Source organism: Arthrobacter sp. 05T423 (assembly GCF_056396245.1).
The window spans coordinates 92,958-112,906 of the sequence record NZ_JBFTLC010000010.1 but is presented as its reverse complement, the minus strand read 5'-3'; the positions used below and the strand labels follow the sequence as shown (position 1 = coordinate 112,906).

The window sequence follows — 19,949 nt, the reverse complement described above, 5'->3', positions numbered from 1 at the left end:
TGGAGACTCGAAATTGGGAACAACAAACCACCTGGACAACGCCGCGGAGCCCAATCCCACGGAAGATCCGCACCTGCGCCGTGGACCGCGCGGTTTTCCGCTGCTGCCCGGCGGCTACGGGCGCTCAACTTATTACACAGGCGCTCCGAGCCCCTACGCCATCAAAGGCGAAGGCTACCGTGTATGGGATGACCGCGGCCGGGAACTGATCGACGCGAATAACAACTTCACGTCCTTGATCCACGGCAACGCCCACCCGGAAATCACGGAGGCTGCGACCAAGGCCCTCACTGCTGGAGCCAGCTGGGGCATCCCGAACCTCTACGAATGGGAACTTGCCGACCTCCTGCTGTCCCGCCTGCCCGACCTTGACCAGGTTCGCTTCGCGAATTCCGGCACAGAAGCTGTCATGTCCGCAATCCGCATCGCCCGGGCGAGCACCGGCCGTGAACGCGTCATCGTCACCAAGGGCGGCTACCACGGAACCTCCGAGGTGGCCCTGGTCCCCGGCGGTCCCTCCTACCAGCGTGGGGTGACCCGCGGCGTGATCGACGACGTCACGGCAGTGCCGCTCAACGATGCCGAATTCCTGCGCCAGGCGATTGAGGCCGCCCCCGACCAGTACGCCGCAATCATCCTCGACCTGCTGCCGAACCGCGCCGGCCTGCTGCACATTTCTGAGGAATTCGTCCACACCGCCCGGGAGCTTGCGACCCAGTACGGCATCGTGCTGATCATCGACGAGGTCATCAGCCTGCGCCTCGGATTCAACGGTTTCAGCGGCGAATACGGTGTTTCCCCCGACTTGCTCACCACGGGCAAGCTCATCGGCGGAGGTTTCCCCGTTGGCGCCGTCTGCGGCAAGGCAGAACTCATGGCCGAGGTGGACCCGACCCGCCCGGGCAGCCTGCCGCACGGCGGCACATTCTCGGGCAACCCGGTCAGCATGGCCGCAGGGGCCGTGGCGTTGCGCCTCTACACACAAGAGGAAGTCAAGCGGCTGAACCACCTGGGCGATTCCGCACGGGACACAGTGAACTCCCGGGTCGCCGATGCAGGCTGGGAAATCCGCGGCCGTGGCTCACTGCTCCGCGCAGTCCCTGCCGGCGCCGAGAAAGTGGACGAACAGACCCAGCACCAGCTGTGGTGGGCCTCCTACGAACGGGGACTGCTCGGTTCCCCAGCCAACCTGCTGTCCCTGTCCACACCCATGGACGAGAAGGTGGTCAGCGACATCGCTGACCGTCTGGCAGATGCCGTGCTGGCAGTTGCCGCAAAAACTCCCGCAACGGAAGGTGGCAAATAACCGTGAAGATCGTTTCCTACGAGCACAAATCTGGAGTTCGTGGCGGTGTCCTGATTGAAGATGCCGTCTACGACCTGGAGCTCCTCCTGCAGGGTTCCAAGCAAGCAGTTCACGGAGCCACAATCTCCGTCCGTGAGTTCCTGGAGCTGTACGGTGACCGGCTTGAGGCCATTTCTGCGGAAATCAATACGTTGGCCGGCCAGGACTCCGTTGCCCGCGTTGGTGCGCGGGCGGAGATCCGCCTCACCACACCCGTGACGGATCCCTCCAAAGTCCTTTGCATCGGACTGAACTACAAGGACCACGTCGCCGAAACCGGACGTGCCTTCCCCGAGTACCCTGACGTTTTCGCGAAGTTCGCCTCCACCATGGTTGGGCCTGAAGACGAGATCGGCGGTGCCCGGGTCAGTAACAACCTTGATTTCGAGGGTGAACTGGCAGTGGTCATCGGACGACGTGCCAGTGAAGTATCCGAAGAGGACGCACTGGAGTACGTCGCCGGGCTCGCTCCGCTGAACGACGTCACGGCACGCGACCTGCAATACCGCGGCACCCAATGGCTGGCCGGCAAGGCGGTCGACGGCTCAACCCCCTGGGGCCCTGCACTGGTCACCCTGGATGAAGTGGGCGATCCGCAAAGCCTGGAACTGGCAACCCGCGTGAACGGCAATGAGGTCCAGCGCTCCAACACGAGCTACCAGATCTTCCCCATCGCCCGGATCGTCTCCTACCTCTCGAGCTTCCTCACCCTGGAACCGGGTGACGTCATCGCCACCGGCACCCCGCAAGGCATCGGTGCCAAGCGGAACCCGCCTGTCTGGCTTGAGCCCGGAGACACCGTGGAGATCGAGATCGAAAAGGTCGGCCTGCTTCGCAACACCGTCGGCAAACCCCAGCTCTAATTCCTGCAAGCTCTACGAAAGTAATGAAGACCCATGAGTGAAGTACAAACACAACCAGGCGAGGCAAGGTACCGCATCGCCGTCGACACCGGCGGTACGTTCACCGACGTCGTGGTCGATTCCAACAGCGGCGACATGGCGGTCGGCAAGGCACTGACCACCTACGACCGCGTATTCACCGGCTTCGAAGCCTCTGTCCGCCGTGCGGCGGAGTCGGTCGGCTGGAGCGGTGACGAGGTGCTCCGCAACGCCGACGTCATCGTCTACGGCACCACCCACGCCACCAACGCAGTGCTGACCGGCAAGGTCGCCAAAACCGCACTGCTGACCACGGACGGGTTCGCCGACACCCTGCTGCTCCGCGAAGGCGGCCGGCGGGACGCTTTCGACTCCAAAGCCGCCTACCCGCCGCCCTACATTCCGCGCCAGCTGACCTTCGAGATCACTGAACGCATCTCCGCCGAAGGCGATGTCCTGGTGCCGCTGGACGAAGAGCAGGTCCGGGAAGCCCTGGGTTCCTTCAAGGAACAGGGGATTGAAGCCGTTGCCGTCTCCTTTCTCTGGTCGATCATCAACGACGTCCACGAGAAGCGGGTTGCCGAACTGATCAAGGAAATCCTCCCCGGCGTTCCCTTCACCCTCTCCAACGAGGCCAACCCCACCATCCGGGAATACCGCCGTTCCTCTGCAGCCTCGATCGACGCTTCCCTGAAGCCCTTGATGGCCGACCACCTGGGCAAGCTCCGCTCTGACCTCCAGAAGTACGGCTTCGCCGGCGACCTCCTGGTGGTGACCTCGGAAGGTGCCGTTCTCGACGTCGCCGACGTCCTGGACCGTCCCGTTCTGCTGCTGAACTCCGGCCCGTCCATGGCACCGCTTGTCGGCGCAGCAGCTGCTCCGGACCGCGACACTGTTGTTGTCTGCGACATGGGCGGCACCACCTTCGACGTGTCCCTGGTTGAAGAAGGCGTGGTCCGCCACACGCGGGAGGCCTGGCTGGGTGAGCCCTTCGTGGGACACCTTACCGGTTTGTCCTCCGTTGCCGTCTCCAGCATCGGTGCCGGTGGCGGCAGCATCGCATGGATCGACGGCGGCGGCTTGCTCCGCGTAGGACCCCAAAGTGCGCGCAGCACCCCGGGCCCGGCAGCCTATGGCCGCGGCGGCGAAGAGCCAACGGTTACGGATGCATGTGTGGCACTTGGCTACCTCGATACCGAGGGCTTCGAAGGTGGGTTCACCTTGGACCGCGAGGCCGCCGTGCGGGCCATCGATACCCGCATCGCCGGGCCGTTGAACATGGACACCCTGCAGGCTGCACAAGCCATCCTGGACGTCTCCGCAAACCACATGGCCACGGCCATCCGGCAGGCCGCCTTGGAGCAGGGCGTAGACCCCCGGGGTGCGCTCATTGTTGCAGGCGGTGGCGCCGGTGCCATGGTTGCCGCCGCGATCGGCGTCCTCCTCGAAACTGACACCATCCTCATTCCGGCCACCGCAGGCGTGTTGGCGGCCTACGGCGCCCACCGTGCACCCATCGCCACGGAGTTCCTCTCGCCGCTGCACAACGACACCCGCAGTTTCGACGCCGGTTCGGCCTCCCGCGCTGTGGAGGACCTAACGGCCAAGGCCGAACTCTTCACGAAGCGCTTCAATGGCGTGGGCGAGGCACCCAACGTCACCTACTTCGTCGACGCCCGCTACCCGGGCCAGGCCTGGGATCTGCGTGTCTACCTGGATGCCGCCCCCGACACCTCCGGCGATGCCGCCGGAATCATTGAGCGTGCCTTCCACGAAGAACACGACCGCCGCAACGGCACACACGATCCGGACAGCCGCGTCGAGATCATCACCTGGGGCGTCCGTGTGGAAATCCCGCGGCCCGAGCACCCGAAGGACGAGGCCAGCACCCCCCGAACCAGCGAGGTCCACCGCACCGATGACATCGTCTTTGGTGGCGAGGCCTTCAGCACCCAGCGGTACCGCGGCGTCACCCTGGCACCGAGGGACAAGATCGTGGGGCCCGCGGTCATTGACCAGCCCACCACCACAATCGTCGTGCCGCCGGAGTGGAACGCCACGCTCGACGAACGATCCAACATCTACCTCACCCGTAAGGAGGCATAACCGTGACGCGCGAATTTGATCCTGTAAAGCTTTCGGTACTTGCCAATGCATTCGACGGCATCGTCCGCGAGATGACCAGCGGCCTGCTCCGCTCGGCCCGTTCGTCCGTCATCAACACGGCCCGGGACTTCTCCTGCGCCGTGCTGACCGCAGACAACCAGCTCCTCGCAGCAGCGGAAGGCGTCCCCGTCCACGTCTTCGGCGCCGGCCCCCTCGGCGAGGACATGGTGGAACTCCATGACGACATCCGTGAAGGCGACGCGTTCCTCCACAACGACCCCTACATGGGAAACTCCCACGCCGCCGACCACGTCATCCTGGTGCCCATCTTCATCCAGGGACGCCACCTCTTCACCGCCGTGACCAAGGCCCACCAGGCCGACTGCGGCAACTCGCTGCCCACCACGTTCTTCGCCACCGCACGGGACGTGTACGAGGAAGGCGCCCTGATCTTCCCCTGTGTGAGGATCCAGCGCGATTACACGGACATCGACGACATAATCCGCATGTGCCGCTCCCGCATCCGCGTTCCTGACCAGTGGTACGGCGACTACCTCGCCTCGGTGGGCGCATCGCGCATCGCCGAGCGCCGCATCCACGAGCTCGCCGAAAAATTCGGCGTCGATGACCTGGTGGACTTCGTGGACGCCTGGTTCGACTACTCGGAACGCCTCACCGGCAGCGCCATCGAAACACTGCCCGAGTACGTCCTCCACGGCACCTCGTCCCACGATCCCTTCCCCGGCACCGGCCCAGACGGTGTGCACCTGCAGGCCACCATCGAGGTGAAACCCAAGCAGGGCAAGATCGTTATTGACCTTCGAGACAACCCGGACAACCTCCCCAACGGCCTGAACCTCACCAGGGCAACGGCAACGGGTGCAGCACTGGCAGGCATCCTCTCCGGTATCCCGGAGAACCTGCCGAGCAACGCCGGAACTTTCCGGAGGGTGGAGGTGCTGCTTCGTGACGGCTGCGCCGTCGGTGTCCCGAAGCACCCCTACTCCTGCTCGTCCGGAACCACCAACCTCGCCGACCGGGTGGTCAACATCGTCCAGGCCGCCTTCTCCCAAATCGACGACGGCTACGGCACCGCTGAAGGAGCAGCCGGGCAAGCGCCAGCCAAGTCGGTCATTTCCGGTATCGACGAGCGCAACGGCAATGCCTACGTCAACCAGATCCTGGTGGGCGGCGTCGGTGGCCCCGCCACCCCTTACGTTGATGGATGGCCGACATATCAGCGTCCTGTCTGCGGCGCTCTTCTCTACCACGACAGCGTGGAGGTGGATGAGCAGCGTTATCCGATCCTGATCCACGAACGCACTTTGGTAGCCGACTCCGGCGGAGCAGGTCGGCAGCGCGGCGGACTCGCAACCCGCGTCACCATGGAACCCCGCGGGGAAAGCGTCACCCTCACATACGGCATCGAGGGTAAGCTCAACCCGCCAAAGGGCGTCCGCGGCGGACACGACGGGACCGTGCCGTCGACCTGGGTGGAAGACCTCAAAACCGGTGAACGCCGTGAAATTCCCGTAGTGGGCCGCTACGACCTGCAGTCCGGCGAGAAGGTAGTGTCCATCACCCCCGGCGGGGGCGGATACGGTGACCCGCTGGAACGAGACGTGCTTGCCGTGCTCGACGACTACCGCGAATCCAGGGTGACCCTCGAAGCAGCAGCGACCGATTATGGCGTTGTCATCACCGACGGTGCAGTGGACGAAGAAGCCACCGCCAAGGCCCGCCAAGAGCGTCTGGCCAGCTAGAAGCACCAGCCATCCCAAACTAATCCCGGGGCGAGGTATAGTCCTCGCCCCGGGATGTTCCAACAATCAATGACGGAGACAGACATGGAACCCATTCGAGTCGGCATCATCGGCGTCGGAAACGTTCTCAACCAATATTTGGACAAGATAGCCGTCCACCCAGATGTAGAGATCGTGGCGCTTGCGGACGTTAACCCGGAAGCCGTGAAAGCGCGCGCTGCAGAATACTCAGTTCCCAAGGCCCTTACGCCGGATGAACTGCTGGCCGACGAAGAAGTTGAGTTGGTCCTCAATCTCACTCCGCCCAAGCTCCATGCACCGGTAACACTCCAGGCCATCGCCGCGGGCAAGCACGTCCTCTCCGAGAAACCTTTTGCCACGTCCCTTGAGGAAGCCAAGGAAATCCTCGACGCAGCGCGGGAAGCCGGCGTCAAAGTGGGCTCCGCGCCCACCACCTTCCTTGGTTCCGGCATGCAGACCAGCCGCAAGCTCATCGATGATGGCTGGATCGGCAAGCCCGTAGCCGCCTTCGCATCGTTCGCTTGCCGCGGTTACGAGCACTGGCATCCGAACGTCGATCCCTTCTACAGCCCCGGCGCCGGGCCGATGCTGGACATCGGGCCCTACCTCATCACCAACCTGGTGAACTTCTTTGGACCTGTGAAGCGGGTTTCCGCTACGGCGCCGCGCTCGTCGGAGACGCGTCCGCGCCCCGGCAAGGAAGGGGAAGTGATCCACATCCAGACCCCGACCCACGTCACCGGCACCATAGACTTTGAGTCCGGCGCCGCGGCCACAGTGATCGTCAGCTGGGACGTGTGGAACCACAACCTGCCCCACCTGGAGATCTATGGAACGGGTGGATCCTTGGCTGCACCCAACCCGGACCACTTCTCCGGAGCACCCGTGCTTCGACGCGGTGAGCCCCGCGACCTCGCCTTGGACATGACACCTCCAGGTGGTGGTGACTGGCGTGAGACCCCGATTACCCACCGCGACGACGCCTACCGCGGCATAGGCCTGGCCGAGTTCGGCTTTGCCATCCGGAAGGGCCTGGAACCACGAACAGGAGGCGCCTTCGCTTACCACGTGCTGGAGGTGTTGCTCGCCTTTGAAGCCTCTTCCAAGCAGGGCCAGCATATTAATATCGAAAGCACCTGCGAGCGGCCACGGCCGCTGCCCTCAGTAGGCCCGCAGGAGCCCTACCGGTTCGATTAACACCCGAAAACCAACAGCAGCCGACGACGGTACGAAAGTGCCGGCGTCGGCTGCTGTTTTCTGTTGTCCCGTAGAGAGGTTGCCTGCGTATCAAACTGGGACACAACGAAGCGTCTCCAAGGTGAAAACCTGAAGTTCGGGCGAATCGGATTGCAAACGCCGACGCACCTACGAATTTAGGAGAACGCATGACTAGCACAGCTGCTGCTGATATCGGCACCGACGTCGGCATCAAGAACGTCCGACGCCGCACTGTCGCGCAAGCGATCGTTGAATACCTTCAGGTCCAGTACAGCGAACTGGACGGCGAAAGGAGGCGCCTGGTTCCCGGCATGTACGGCATCTTCGGACACGGCAACTCCGTTGGCCTGGCGCAGGGCATCGACGAATACGGTGTGGACTTCCCGTACTACCAGGGCAAGAACGAACAGTCGGCGGTCCACGCAGCCATCGGCTTCGCGAAGGCTTCCAACCGGGCCGCCACCCTTGCCTGCACGGCCTCCGCCGGTCCGGGATCCACCAACATGGTTACCGGTGCCGCCACGGCCACCACCAACCGCCTCCCGGTGCTCCTGTTCCCCGCGGACATCATCAACAACCGCTTCGGTGACCCGGTGCTGCAGCAGATCGAACACCCGGTTGAGCGCGACGTGTCCGCCAACGACTGCTTCCGTCCGGTCAGCCGCTACTTTGACCGGATCACGCACCCGGCGCAGCTGCTGTCCACGCTCCCGGAGGCCATGCGCGTCCTCACCGACCCTGTGGAAACCGGTGCCGTGGTGGTTTGTCTGCCGCAGGACGTCCAGGGCACGGAATTCGACTTCCCGGAGTCCTTCTTCACCCCGCGCGTCTGGCACATCCGCCGTCGTCCCGCAGTGGAAGACGAAATCCGCGATGCTGCCGAAATCATCCGAAACGCCAAGCGTCCCCTGCTGATCGCTGGCGGCGGCGTCCGCTACTCCAAGGCACAGGAGGAACTGGCACGATTCAGTGCCGAGTTCGGTATCCCGGTGTCCGAGACCTACGCGGGAAAGGGAAGTGGCCCCATCAGCGAACTCAACCTGGGTGCCCTGGGCGTGACCGGCACCGTGGGCGCCAACGAGATCGCCGATCGTGCGGATGTCGTGATCACTGTAGGTTCCCGCCTGCAGGACTTCATCACCGCTTCACACTCGCTGTTCCAGAACCCGAACGTGAAGTTCGTAAACCTCAACGTCGGCTCATTCGATGCGCACAAGATGGGCTCCTTCCCCGTCATCGGTGATGCCAAGCTGAACCTGGCCGCCCTGCGGGAACGCCTCACTGGCGCCGGCTACGCGACGTCGGAGGACTTCCGCAGCGACATAGCTGACGCCCGGAAGGCCACACTCGAAGTGCGCAAGCACGACCTCCAGGCATTCCCCGGCGAGAACATGAGCCAGGCGCAGGTCATAGACGTCCTGAACCGGACCACCACCAGCGACGACGCGCTGGTCCTGGGCTCCGGTGGCGTAGTCGAAGGCATCCACAAAGCCTGGGACCCGTCGAACGGCACCGCGATCCACTTCGAGTACGCGAACTCCTGCATGGGCCACGAAATTCCGGCCGGCCTCGGTTACCGCCTGGCCCGCGCGGATGAACCAGGGGAGGTCTATGTACTAATCGGTGACGGCACCTACTTCATGCAGCCGACCGAGCTTGTCACTGCCGTGCAGGAACGCAAGAAGATCATCACGATCGTGATCGACAACCGCGGCCACCAGTGCATCTGGCCACTCCAGGTGGCGAAGGGCGGCCCCGGCCGCGAGTTTGGCACCCAGTACCGGGAACGCAGCAACAAGTCCGGTCGGCTCGACGGCGAGATTCTCGACTTCGACATCGCCGCCAACGCTGCCAGCATGGGCTGCGCGGCCTGGTCCACCACCACGATCGAGGAGTTCGAAGCCGCGCTCACCGAAGCGCGGGCGGTCGAAGGACCGGCCGTGATCGTCGCACGGGTGGAACAGTGGCGCTACCTGTCCGGCAACGGCGCCTTCTGGGACGTCGGAGTTCCGATGACCTCGCAGCGCCCGGGCAGCCAGGAAGGAACGGCAAAGCACCTGGAAGGCCGTGCCCGCCAGCGTTTCTACGCACCCACGACCGTACCTGAAACGCGCTAAACGCACCGGGCGGGACCGCTGCCTCCAGCGGTCCCGCCCGGCGTTTTACGGGGAAACCCGTTTCTTTCGATTCTTTGGACAAAGGAGCATTCACCATGAGCGCATTTGCCGTTACTGATCCGGCCACGGGAACCACCCACGCAGAGTACCCCGCTGCCACCGACGCAGAAGTGGAGGCAGGACTCAGCGCAGCGCAGAAGACCTATCAGGAATGGTCACGCACCACCACCGTGGCTGAACGTGCAGCACTGGCCAAGCGCCTTGCTGACTTGTTTGTTGAACGCAAGGACAAACTGGCAGCCATCATCAACCGGGAGATGGGCAAACCGCTCGAACAAGCGGTAGGGGAAGCTGAATTCTCCGGCTCCATCGCAGCGGCTTTTGCCGAGCACGCAGAGGAATGGCTTGCAGACGAGGAGCTTGAGGTTGCTGATGGACTCAGGAGCTTCTTCCGGTACCAGGGCCTCGGGGTGATCCTGGGCATCATGCCGTGGAACTACCCCTACTACCAGGTGGCCCGTTTCGCGATCCCCAACATCATCCTGGGCAACACCGTCATTGTTCGCCACGCCAGCCAATGTCCGGAATCGGCGCTGGCGCTGGCGGAACTTTTCCGCGACGCAGGCTTCCCTGAGGGTGCCTACGTCAACCTCTTCGCCACCCACCAGCAGATCTCGGACATCATTGCCGATGACCGGGTGCAGGGCGTTTCGCTCACAGGCTCCGAGCAGGTTGGTGCCATTGTGGGTGAGCAGGCCGGACGCGCACTGAAGAAGTGCGTGCTGGAGCTCGGCGGCGCTGACGTGTTCCTGGTGCTCGACACCGATGACGTGGATCTTGCAGTGACAAAAGCCGTGATGGGCCGCATGGGCAACACAGGCCAGTCCTGCAACGGTTCCAAGAGGATCGTGGTGATGGACAAGTACTTCGACGAATTCTCCGCGAAGTTCAAGGCTGCAATTGCCGGCCAGTCCTACGAGAACGGTGACTTCGGCCCGCTCTCTTCTGATTCGGCCACCAGGTTCCTGACCGCGCAGGTGCAGGGGGCCCTGGACCAGGGCGCCGAAATCCTGGTGGGCGACAACCAGCCCCAGGGCAACGTCTTCACCCCGACGGTGATCACCAACATCACCCCGTCGATGGACGTCTACACCCAGGAACTTTTTGGACCGGTGGCACAGCTCTACAAGGTGTCCAGCGACGAGGAAGCGATCAAGCTCACCAACTCTTCGCCGTACGGCCTTGGCTCCGTGGTGATCTGCGACGACCTTGAGCGCGCAGAGCGCGTCGGCAACCAGCTCGACGTAGGCATGGTGTTCGTAGGAGCCTACGACCTCAGCGCCGCTGACGTTCCTTTCGGCGGCGTCAAGAAGTCGGGCTACGGACGTGAACTGGGCAAGGCCGGGATGCTCGAGTTCGCGAACAAGAAGCTCTTCCGCTTCGCGAAGTAGCGCATCCCGCGAATCGCTCAAGGGGAGGTCCGCATGGGATGGACCTCCCCTTGGCCTTTGCATCGTTCTGTCCTACGCCTGCGGGCGGACGGTGTCTGAGATCAATGAGAAAAAGTGAACAGGATGGTGAGACTGATGGCCGACGCGCCAACAGCCGGCTCTGACCAGGGCTCGGTGGATGCATTCCTGCAGGGAGGCACTTCCCTGCGGCACGCCCCGGGACCCTACTTCGGCGCCTACGGTGGCCGCTGGATGCCTGAGTCACTGATCGCGGCCCTGGACGAGCTCGAGGACACGTTCGAGAAGGCCAAGGCCGATCCCGGGTTCATCGCCCAGATCGCGGACCTGAACAAGAACTACTCCGGTCGGCCCTCACTTCTGACCGAGGCCAAGCGCTTTGCCGAGCACGCGGGAGGTGTCCGGGTCTTCCTTAAGCGCGAGGACCTGAACCACACCGGTTCGCACAAGATCAACAACGTGCTGGGCCAGGCACTCCTTGCCAAGCGGATGGGCAAGACCCGCGTCATCGCCGAAACCGGCGCAGGCCAGCACGGTGTGGCAAGTGCCACAGCTGCCGCACTGCTGGGCCTGGAATGCGTGGTCTACATGGGTGCCGAGGACTGCCGCCGGCAGGCGCTGAACGTGGCCCGGATGGAACTCCTGGGCGCCACGGTCATCCCTGTCACCAACGGTTCGCAGACACTCAAGGACGCCATCAACGAAGCCCTCCGGGACTGGGTGGCCAACGTCGGCAACACCCATTACCTGCTGGGCACGGCAGCGGGCGCCCACCCGTTCCCGGCCATGGTCCGGTACTTCCACGAAGTCATCGGCGAAGAGGCCCGCGCCCAGATCCTCGAGCAGGCAGGGCGCCTGCCCGACGCCGTCTGCGCCTGCATCGGCGGCGGCTCCAACGCCATCGGCATTTTCCACGGCTTCCTCGATGACCCGTCAGTGAAGATCTACGGCTTCGAGGCCGGCGGCGACGGCGTCGAAACCGGCCGCCACGCCTCCCCGATCACGCTGGGCAGGCCCGGCGTGCTGCACGGCGCCCGGTCCTACCTGATGCAGGACGACGACGGCCAGACCATCGAGTCGCATTCCATCTCGGCCGGCCTGGACTATCCGGGTGTCGGACCCGAACACTCCTACCTGGCCGACATCGGACGCGTCAGCTACGAGCCGATCACGGACAGCGAAGCCATGGAAGCGTTCCGCCTCCTGTGCCGCACCGAGGGCATCATTCCCGCGATCGAGTCCTCCCACGCCCTCGCCGGCGCCATCAAGGTGGGCCAGCGGCTGGCAGCGGAAGACGGCGCCGCCGGGGCCGCAGACAAGATCGTGATCGTAAACCTCTCCGGCAGGGGAGACAAGGACGTTGCCACCGCAGCGGAGTGGTTCGACCTCCTGGACCAGGACTCGGCCGAAGCAGCCATCGGCAAGGAAGGGGAACAGCTGTGACCACGGCCCCCAACACCAGCAAATCCGCCACCAGCAAGTCGGCCATTGCCATCGACAAGGCCCGGGCGGAAGGCCGTGCGGCCCTGATCGGCTACCTGCCCGCCGGGTACCCCAGCGTCGAGGAGACCATCGCCGCCGGCATCGCCCTGGCGCGCAACGGCGCCGACCTGATCGAGGTCGGCATTCCCTACTCCGACCCGGTCATGGACGGCCCGGTCATCCAGGCAGCCACCACCGAGGCCTTGGCCAAAGGTTTCCACGTCCGGCAGGTCTTTGACGTCGTCGCCGGCATCACCAGCCAGACCGACGCCGCCGTCCTGGTCATGACGTACTGGAACCCCGTGGTCCGCATGGGGGTCGACGAGTTCTCGCGGCGCCTGGCCGAGGCCGGGGGAGCAGGGCTCATTACCCCCGACCTGATCCCGGACGAGGCGGCCGAGTGGATGGACGCGTCGGAGAAGTACGGCCTGGACCGTGTCTTCCTGGTTCTTCCACGCCCGAGCGCATGTGCCGGACCGTGGAGGCGAGCCGCGGCTTCGTCTACGCGGTCTCCATCATGGGCGTCACCGGTGCCCGCACGGCCGTGAGCGATGCGGCCACCGGCGTCGTGGCCGCGGCCAAGGCTGCCGGCGCGGAACGGGTGTGTGTAGGCCTCGGCGTCTCCACGGCCGAGCAGGTCGCAGAGATCGCAGCCTACGCCGACGGTGTGATCGTCGGCTCGGCGCTCGTGGCGGCCGTGCGCGACGGCGGCGTGGACGCCGTTGCACAGCTCACCAAAGACCTCAGTACCGGACCGGCCAGGAAGTAACCGCAGCCAAACAATCACCGCCAACACTGACAAGACCCCCGGCTCACGCGCTGGGGGTCTTGTCTGTGCTGCAAGAGCTCATGTGATTGGCTCACCTAATGCATTTCAGCCGACCTGCTGCTGGGCGGAAATCACTATGCGTCGAAAGTTGTCCTGCCAGTTACTTCGGGGATCTCCACCCAAGCACTGGAGTCGGCACTGCGCAGGGAGGCATCCACCAACTCCGACGCTGACCAGCCGTCCGCGGCGGAGGGTCCGAGCTGCTTTCCTTCTGCCACCGACCGCAGGAACAGCGCCGCTTCGATGGTCTTCAGGTCGTTGAATCCAATTCCCGGGCCGGGACCGGGCTGGAACCGTCCAAACTCACCGAAAGACGGAGGGGTCATGATGGTGCGGTACCCGCTGCGGTCACTGGCGTACTCCAGCTGGTTCATGCGTTCGAAGTTCCAGCGCAACGATCCGTCCGTGCCGTAAATCTCGATGATGTACTCGGCGTGGGGGCCGATGGCCACCCGGGTGGATTCAAACATGCCAATGGCACCGCCTTCAAAGCGGGCAAGCATGGCGCTGTAGTCTTCGTTCTCCACCTCACGCGTGACGTCGGAAGCTTCGCCCATATTGAAGGAGTTCGAGGAGTTGCCGGACGGGAGCGGGCGATCCTTGATGAAGGTCTCCGTGACTGCGTTCAGCGAGGTGATGCGGCCAACGAGGAACTGAGCCAAATCGAAGCCGTGGCTGAGGACGTCCCCCAGTACCCCTGAGCCAGCGCGTGCCTGCTCGTAGCGCCACGTGAAAACCTGATTGGGGTCGGATGCATATCCGGTCAGGAGGCGGATCTGCACGTTGGTGATGCGGCCCAGTGCTCCCGAACGGATAAGCCTGCGCGCTTCAGCGACAGCCGGGGCATGACGGTAATTGAAACCTACCGATGTGATCAGACCGGCGGCTTCCGCGCCCTGCGCAATCTCACGGGACTCCCGGGCGCTGCGCCCCATGGGCTTCTCTATCCAAAAATGCTTGCCCGCTTCGATAGTGGCCAGGGCAATTTCATGGTGGAGAAAGTTGGGGGAGCAGATGGAGACGACGTCGACGTCAGGGTTTTCCAGGACCTTGCGATAGTCGGTGGCGGTCTCCCTATATCCGAGAGCGTCTTCTGCGTGGTGACGGCCAGCGTCGTCAGGGTCCGCGGCGATCACGAGCTCGGGATGCCGAGGCAGTTCCGGGAAGAACTGTTTGGTGGCTAGGTATGCCCGTGAATGCAGGCGCCCCATCCATCCGACCGAGATCAGGCCTACGCCAATGCGGTTCTGGTCTTCCAAGGGGGACTCCTCTGTCTAGCAACTGGTTTTTGTGAAGTGGTGCCGCGCAAAGGGGGGCGGCATCTGTCGATCAGCATACGAATGCGAATGCTGTGTGCTGTGTCTCAATCTGAGACATCCGACGGCTCATGGATCCTGTTTTAGTGGAACGTGACAGCTGGCCACACCTACCAAGAGGAGTTCCCCGACGATGAGGGACCGGAATCAACTGCTTCGTCCGGAAAGCCTGCGGGTGCTGGTCACCGGTGCCACGTCGGGCGTGGGAGAGGCAACGGCGAAGCTTTTCGCGGCCAGGGGTGCCACAGTGGCGCTGTTGGGCCGGCGCCCGGAGGAACTGCGGCGAGTGGCCGACGAGATCGGCGGCGGTTCGCACACTATTGTTGCCGACGTCGCCAACGCAGAATCTGTGGTGAGCGGGGTTCGAGGGGCGATCCATATGCTCGGCGGCCTCGATGTGGCCGTTAACGCGGCGGGTATTGCAGGCTATTTCGCTTTGCAGGACCTGAATTCCCGCCGCTGGAATGAGGTGCTGGCCACGAACCTGTCGGGGACCTTTTACGTCTCCCGGGAAGCCGGACTGCATATGAGAAAAGCCGGTGGAGGCGCAATCGTGAACGTCGCTTCCGATCTCGCTGTCATGGGCGTTCCCGGGCTGGCCCATTACTGCGCGGCCAAAGCCGGCGTTGTAGGACTCACCAAGGCTTTGGCCTTGGAGTTGGCTCCTCATGTCCGCGTAAATGCCGTGTGCCCTGGTCCCATAGATACACCCATGCTCAGGGCCGGACTGGCAACGGAACCGGACCCGGTCCAGGCGTTGCAGCAGAAGGAAGGCACGGTGCCATTGAACAGGCTCGCCGACCCGCGAGAAGTGGCTGTGGCCATCTACTTCCTTGCGGTCGAAGGGACTTTCGCAACTGGAACCAGCATGGCGTTTGACGGCGGCACTTCAGCCGCGTGAATGCCTCACCAAATACCTGACAAGACAAGTACACGTACAAGCCCAAGGAGCTTTGAAGGATATGCAAGAGTCGAATTACAAGGACCTCCGGAGCGCCCGGTGGTTCGCACCGCACGACCTGACCGGATTCGTGCACCGTACGGCGATTCAGGCCGAGGGTTTCTCGCGCTTTGCCCTCAAGGACAGGCCGGTGATTGGCATTGCGAACTCCTGGTCCGAGCTGGTCAACTGCAATATCCACTTCAAGCTGCTTGCCGATGCCGTGAAGCGTGGTGTGTTGATGGCGGGCGGTCTACCGCTGGAGTTCCCCACCATCTCCCTTGGTGAGAGCCTGATGAAGCCGTCAGCCATGCAGTTTCGCAACCTGATGGCTATGGATGTGGAGGAGTCCATTCGGGCCTACCCGTTGGACGCGATCGTGCTGCTTGGCGGCTGTGACAAGACAGTCCCTGCCCAGCTTATGGGTGCCGCCAGCGCCGATGTTCCAACAATCATGCTGACTGGCGGACCCCAAGAGCCCGCACACTTCCGGGGCAAGCAGCTGGGAGTCGGCACGGACACCTGGAAGTACGCCGACGAGCTGCGGGCAGGAAAGATGACTCAGGGCGACTTTGATGAGCTCGAGTCTGCCGCCAAGCCGTCCGCAGGTCACTGCAGCGAGATGGGCACGGCGTCCACGATGACGTCCCTGGTTGAGGCACTCGGCATGTGCCTGCCCGGCACCGCGTCCATCCCTGCGGTGGATTCGCGTCGTGGTGCAGCAGCAGAAGCTACCGGTCGCCGGGCAGTGGAGATGGCGCTTTCACAAGGGCCAAAACCCAGCGAAATATTGACAAAAGAGGCCTTCGACAACGCGATCACGCTCCTTATGGCCGTCGGCGGATCCACCAACGCAGTGGTGCACCTCCTGGCACTCGCGAGGCGCGTTGGCTACGAACTGCAGCTGGACCGCTTCCACGAAATCTCCCAGCGGACACCGCGGATCGTCAACGTCCGCCCGTCCGGCGAATACCTGGTGAAGCAGTTGTTCGAAGCAGGCGGTGTACCTACAGTCCTTAAAGCACTGGCGCCCCTGCTGAACAAGGAGGCCATCACGGTCACCGGTGAGTCCCTCGAGCAGGGCTTCAGCTCGGCACCCGAACCTGACGGCGTTGTAGTCAGTACGCTCGAGGCTCCATTCGACGCCTCCGGAGGCATCGCCGTCGTCCGTGGCTCTCTGGCACCAAACGGCGCCGTGATCAAGCGGAGTGCAGCCTCAAAAGATCTGTTGCAGCACAAGGGCTCGGCGGTGGTGTTCGAGGACATCTACGATCTCGGGCGCAGGATCGACGACCCCGATCTGGACATTACAGAAGACTCCGTGCTGGTCCTGCGTAACAGTGGGCCGGTGGGAGCTCCCGGCATGCCCGAATGGGGCATGCTCCCCATCCCCGAGAAGCTCTTGCGCCGGGGAATCCGCGACATCGTCCGGATTTCGGATGCCCGCATGAGCGGCACCGCCTTTGGCACCACCGTGCTGCACGTTTCTCCAGAGGCCGCCGTGGGTGGGCCGCTGGCGGTTGTCCGGGACGGGGATCCCATTGTGCTGGACGTCGAGAACCAGCGCCTGGATCTGGACATCCCTGCCGAGGAGATCGAGAGCCGGCTCGCGGAACTCAAGCTCCCGGAACCCAAATACCGGCGCGGCTACGGACGGCTTTTCATCGATCACGTGAACCAGGCCGATGAAGGCTGTGACTTCGACTTCCTGAAAGGCCTACCGGACGAGGAGCCGCAGCGTCTGCCCTACGGCCTGATGAGTGGCTGGCAAGGCGGCTGGTAAACAGCGGCACCTGCAACAACAGATTTGCGGCCGCCCGACAGCGGCGGCCCGGAAGGAGAGAACGTGTCACGACCGAAGGTCATCGTAATCGTCCAGGAGGGCCGCCCTCGACCTCCCGTGGAGCGCTTGGAAGCAGAAGCAGACGTGACGGTAGTCCGAACAGCGGAAGAATTCCGTGCCGCACTGCCCGGGACCGAGATCCTGTTCCTTAATGACTTCCGCACCAAGCTGCTGCGCGAAGTCGGTCCGGGGGAGCTGCGCTGGATCCATACCTCCAGCATCGGCGTCGACAGCCTCATGACGGATGAAATCGTGAACAGCGACATCGTGGTCAGCAACTCGCGTGGTGTCTGTGAACGGCCCATTGCGGAGTGGGTTCTCGGCGTACTCCTGATGTTCACCAAGGACCTGCGCCGGACCATTGAGTTGCAGCAGGCGCGCACATGGCAGCACCGAGAAACAGAGTCTCTGCTGGGCCGGAAAGTCCTGGTTGTGGGTCCTGGTCCGGTTGGCCGCGAGACCGTCCTCCTGCTGCGTGCAGCTGGTATGGACGTGACTGTGCTGGGCCGGTCGGCGAGGGAGGACGCGCAGCTGGGGCCCGTAGCCGGCTTCGGTGATCTCGACCGCCTACTCGGCGAGGCCGAGGACGTGGTCCTTACCCTGCCCCTCACTGAGGAGACCCGCGGGCTTTTCAACGCGTCCCGACTCGATAAGATGCGGTCAGGTGCACGGCTCATCAACGTCGGCCGCGGCGCCGTGGTGGTGGAGCAGGATCTCATTGACGCGATCGACACGGGGCACCTGGGTGGCGCGGCCCTCGATGTATTCGAACACGAACCCCTTGCTGCCGAGAATCCGCTGTGGAGCCGGAAAAACATTCTGGTATCCCCACATGCCTCCGGCGACCTGATCGGCTGGCGCGGACGCGTTGTCGATTGCTTCGCCCGAAACCTCACACGGTGGAAGGCGAACGAACCTCTCCACGATGTCGTGAATCTCAAAAAACTTGGGATGACCGCACCGGTTCTGGTGACGGACAACCCCTGACTCAGACCTTCCCATGGAATGTGCCGGTGCCAGGACTGCGCGGCACATTCCATGGGAATCAATGTCTCAAGCTGGTACACTCCCCCCACCATCCGCGTCGGTAGTGTGATTCAGAACTCAAAACTTCGTGACGAGGATTACATGTCAAGCAAAACAAGAGGTACGACGAAAACGCCGGCCCATACCCAGGAACATAAGCTCAGCGGCAACATGGGAGTGGGCGAGCTCGTGATGAGCGTGCTCGCGTTCTCCTCGCCCCTGACCACGGTCGCAGGCTTCATCCCTGTGCTGCTGATGTTCAGCGGCCACACGGCGCCCGGCATCTACATTCTGCTGACGGTAATGCTGCTCGTCTTCTCCGTTGGATTCGTGAAGATGAGCCAGAGCGTCAAGAACCCTGGCGGTTTCTACGCCTTCGTCACGGCAGGTTTCGGTAAGCCGGCCGGTCTGGGGGGAGCCTTCCTTGCTCTCTTTGGCTACATGTTTATCGGCTTCTTCGCGCCCCCGCTGTTCGCAGTGACGTTGCAGTCTTTCGTCGCAACCACCCTGAACGGCCCGGACATCCCGTGGTACTGGTATGCCCTCGGCATCATCGCCGTGACAACGTTTCTCGCCTACCATCGGATCGACCTTTCCGCGAGGGTCTTGACGACCGTGATGCTCCTTGAGTCCACGGTGGTCGTCATCTTCGATATCGTCTCCTTCGCCTCCAGCGGCGGAAACATGCAGCATGGCATCGGCTTCTCCATGCCGTGGCTCACGGACGCCGGACTGGGACTGGCTTTGCTCTTCGCTGTTGGAAACTTCTTCGGATTTGAGGCCACGGTGATTTACCGCGACGAGGTCAAAAACCCTGAGCGGACCATCCCGAGAGCAACCTACCTAGCCGTAGCCGGCATCGGCATATTTTACGCTATCGCGGCTTGGGCCTACATAGCGTTCCTAGGAGCCGACAATGCCCAGACCGCTGCCCAGAACAACACCGTCAACCTGTTTAATGACGCCGCCACAGCGCTGATCGGAAAGATCTTCGCAGACGTGGGCACGATCCTTTTGATCACCTCGATTCTGGCGTCGATGCTCTCCGTACAGAACATCGCAGCCCGGTACAGCTTTTCACTCGCGGCCGACGGTGTGCTGCCAGCGGCCCTTGGGCGGGTACACCCCCGCCACAAGTCGCCTTATGTGTCGGGTCTGGCTGTGGGGCTGATCTGGGGCGCGGCGACCGTGATCTTCTCGATCCTTGGCGTATCACCGGATAGCCTTTATCCCATCGCCAGTGGCAGCGGCAGCTTTGCAGTCTTGCTTCTGATGTTCATCACCAGCTTCGCGGTGCTCGTGTACTTCCTCCGCCGCCGCAGCTTCGCTCCGGAGTCGGTGTGGAAGACCATCGTCGCGCCGATCATCAGCGTTGGTTTCCTTGGCCTCATCACTTTCCTGGCGATCACCAACTATCCTGAACTGATCGGCGGTTCGACCGTCATGACGGCCATCTTTATGACTTTCACCTTTGCCCTGTTCTTTGGCGGTATCGTCTACGCACTGTTCCTGCGCTCCCGGCGGCCGGAGGTATATGCACGGCTGGGCCGGCAGAAGATCGAATGACTGACTGATCCCCCCTGCCGCTTCAAC

The 19,949-nt window shown here is 63.3% G+C and carries 13 protein-coding genes and 1 pseudogene; 13 read left to right on the top strand and 1 reads right to left on the bottom strand.

The annotated features are described in order from the left end of the window. Positions 1-13 precede the first annotated feature (13 nt). From AC1DFE_RS10240 to trpA, 9 genes and pseudogenes are all read left to right on the top strand, one after another. On the top strand, positions 14-1,306 hold the full coding sequence (locus AC1DFE_RS10240) for an aspartate aminotransferase family protein (RefSeq protein WP_476905778.1): 1,293 nt from the start codon (positions 14-16) through the stop codon (positions 1,304-1,306). A gap of 2 nt (positions 1,307-1,308) precedes the next feature. Further along, on the top strand, positions 1,309-2,208 hold the full coding sequence (locus AC1DFE_RS10235; protein ID WP_476905777.1) for a fumarylacetoacetate hydrolase family protein: 900 nt from the start codon (positions 1,309-1,311) through the stop codon (positions 2,206-2,208). A 33-nt stretch (positions 2,209-2,241) separates the two neighbouring features. Then, positions 2,242-4,332, top strand: a complete 2,091-nt coding sequence (locus tag AC1DFE_RS10230) for a hydantoinase/oxoprolinase family protein (RefSeq protein ID WP_314192330.1) — start codon at positions 2,242-2,244, stop codon at positions 4,330-4,332. A 2-nt stretch (positions 4,333-4,334) separates the two neighbouring features. Next, positions 4,335-6,095 carry a hydantoinase B/oxoprolinase family protein gene (locus AC1DFE_RS10225; protein ID WP_314192331.1) on the top strand — a complete coding sequence of 587 codons (1,761 nt, stop codon included), beginning with the start codon at positions 4,335-4,337 and terminating at the stop codon, positions 6,093-6,095. Positions 6,096-6,179: 84 nt separating this feature from the next. Continuing rightward, positions 6,180-7,313: a Gfo/Idh/MocA family protein gene (locus tag AC1DFE_RS10220; RefSeq protein WP_476905776.1), complete on the top strand. Its 1,134-nt coding sequence runs from the start codon at positions 6,180-6,182 to the stop codon at positions 7,311-7,313. A gap of 188 nt (positions 7,314-7,501) precedes the next feature. Further along, positions 7,502-9,451: a 3D-(3,5/4)-trihydroxycyclohexane-1,2-dione acylhydrolase (decyclizing) gene (gene iolD / locus AC1DFE_RS10215; RefSeq protein ID WP_476905775.1), complete on the top strand. Its 1,950-nt coding sequence runs from the start codon at positions 7,502-7,504 to the stop codon at positions 9,449-9,451. Between the two features lie 95 nt (positions 9,452-9,546). Then, positions 9,547-10,902 carry an aldehyde dehydrogenase family protein gene (locus AC1DFE_RS10210; protein ID WP_476905774.1) on the top strand — a complete coding sequence of 452 codons (1,356 nt, stop codon included), beginning with the start codon at positions 9,547-9,549 and terminating at the stop codon, positions 10,900-10,902. 135 nt (positions 10,903-11,037) lie between these two features. Then, on the top strand, positions 11,038-12,363 hold the full coding sequence (gene trpB / locus AC1DFE_RS10205) for a tryptophan synthase subunit beta (RefSeq protein WP_476905773.1): 1,326 nt from the start codon (positions 11,038-11,040) through the stop codon (positions 12,361-12,363). After that, positions 12,360-13,171 (top strand): annotated as a pseudogene (gene trpA / locus AC1DFE_RS10200) (tryptophan synthase subunit alpha). Before trpB ends, trpA begins: the two are co-directional and overlap by 4 nt. A 134-nt stretch (positions 13,172-13,305) precedes the next feature. Here trpA and AC1DFE_RS10195 read toward each other — a convergent pair. Beyond that, positions 13,306-14,490 carry a Gfo/Idh/MocA family protein gene (locus AC1DFE_RS10195; RefSeq protein ID WP_314192336.1) on the bottom strand — a complete coding sequence of 395 codons (1,185 nt, stop codon included), beginning with the start codon at positions 14,488-14,490 and terminating at the stop codon, positions 13,306-13,308. 190 nt (positions 14,491-14,680) lie between these two features. On the opposite strand from AC1DFE_RS10195, the gene AC1DFE_RS10190 reads away from it, so the two are divergent. The 4 genes from AC1DFE_RS10190 (at position 14,681) to AC1DFE_RS10175 (ending at position 19,922) form a co-directional block, all read left to right on the top strand. Further along, complete coding sequence (locus tag AC1DFE_RS10190; protein WP_476905772.1) at positions 14,681-15,448, top strand: SDR family NAD(P)-dependent oxidoreductase; 768 nt, start codon at positions 14,681-14,683, stop codon at positions 15,446-15,448. 61 nt (positions 15,449-15,509) lie between these two features. Further along, positions 15,510-17,270 (top strand): IlvD/Edd family dehydratase, encoded by a 1,761-nt coding sequence (locus AC1DFE_RS10185; RefSeq protein ID WP_314192338.1) that lies wholly within the window; start codon positions 15,510-15,512, stop codon positions 17,268-17,270. Between the two features lie 63 nt (positions 17,271-17,333). Further along, positions 17,334-18,317, top strand: coding sequence for a D-2-hydroxyacid dehydrogenase (locus tag AC1DFE_RS10180; RefSeq protein WP_314192339.1), 984 nt, complete (start codon positions 17,334-17,336; stop codon positions 18,315-18,317). Between the two features lie 141 nt (positions 18,318-18,458). After that, the gene (locus AC1DFE_RS10175) at positions 18,459-19,922 is read left to right on the top strand and encodes an APC family permease (protein WP_476905797.1); all 1,464 of its coding nucleotides are present in this window, start codon (positions 18,459-18,461) and stop codon (positions 19,920-19,922) included. Positions 19,923-19,949: the final 27 nt, after the last annotated feature.

Coding starts and splice junctions, on each gene's coding strand:
- AC1DFE_RS10230 (WP_314192330.1), top strand. CDS start 2,242: ATGAGTGAAGTACAAACACAACCAGGCGAGGCAAGGTACCGCATCGCC.
- AC1DFE_RS10220 (WP_476905776.1), top strand. CDS start 6,180: ATGGAACCCATTCGAGTCGGCATCATCGGCGTCGGAAACGTTCTCAAC.
- iolD (WP_476905775.1), top strand. CDS start 7,502: ATGACTAGCACAGCTGCTGCTGATATCGGCACCGACGTCGGCATCAAG.
- AC1DFE_RS10210 (WP_476905774.1), top strand. CDS start 9,547: ATGAGCGCATTTGCCGTTACTGATCCGGCCACGGGAACCACCCACGCA.
- trpB (WP_476905773.1), top strand. CDS start 11,038: ATGGCCGACGCGCCAACAGCCGGCTCTGACCAGGGCTCGGTGGATGCA.
- AC1DFE_RS10190 (WP_476905772.1), top strand. CDS start 14,681: ATGAGGGACCGGAATCAACTGCTTCGTCCGGAAAGCCTGCGGGTGCTG.
- AC1DFE_RS10185 (WP_314192338.1), top strand. CDS start 15,510: ATGCAAGAGTCGAATTACAAGGACCTCCGGAGCGCCCGGTGGTTCGCA.
- AC1DFE_RS10175 (WP_476905797.1), top strand. CDS start 18,459: ATGTCAAGCAAAACAAGAGGTACGACGAAAACGCCGGCCCATACCCAG.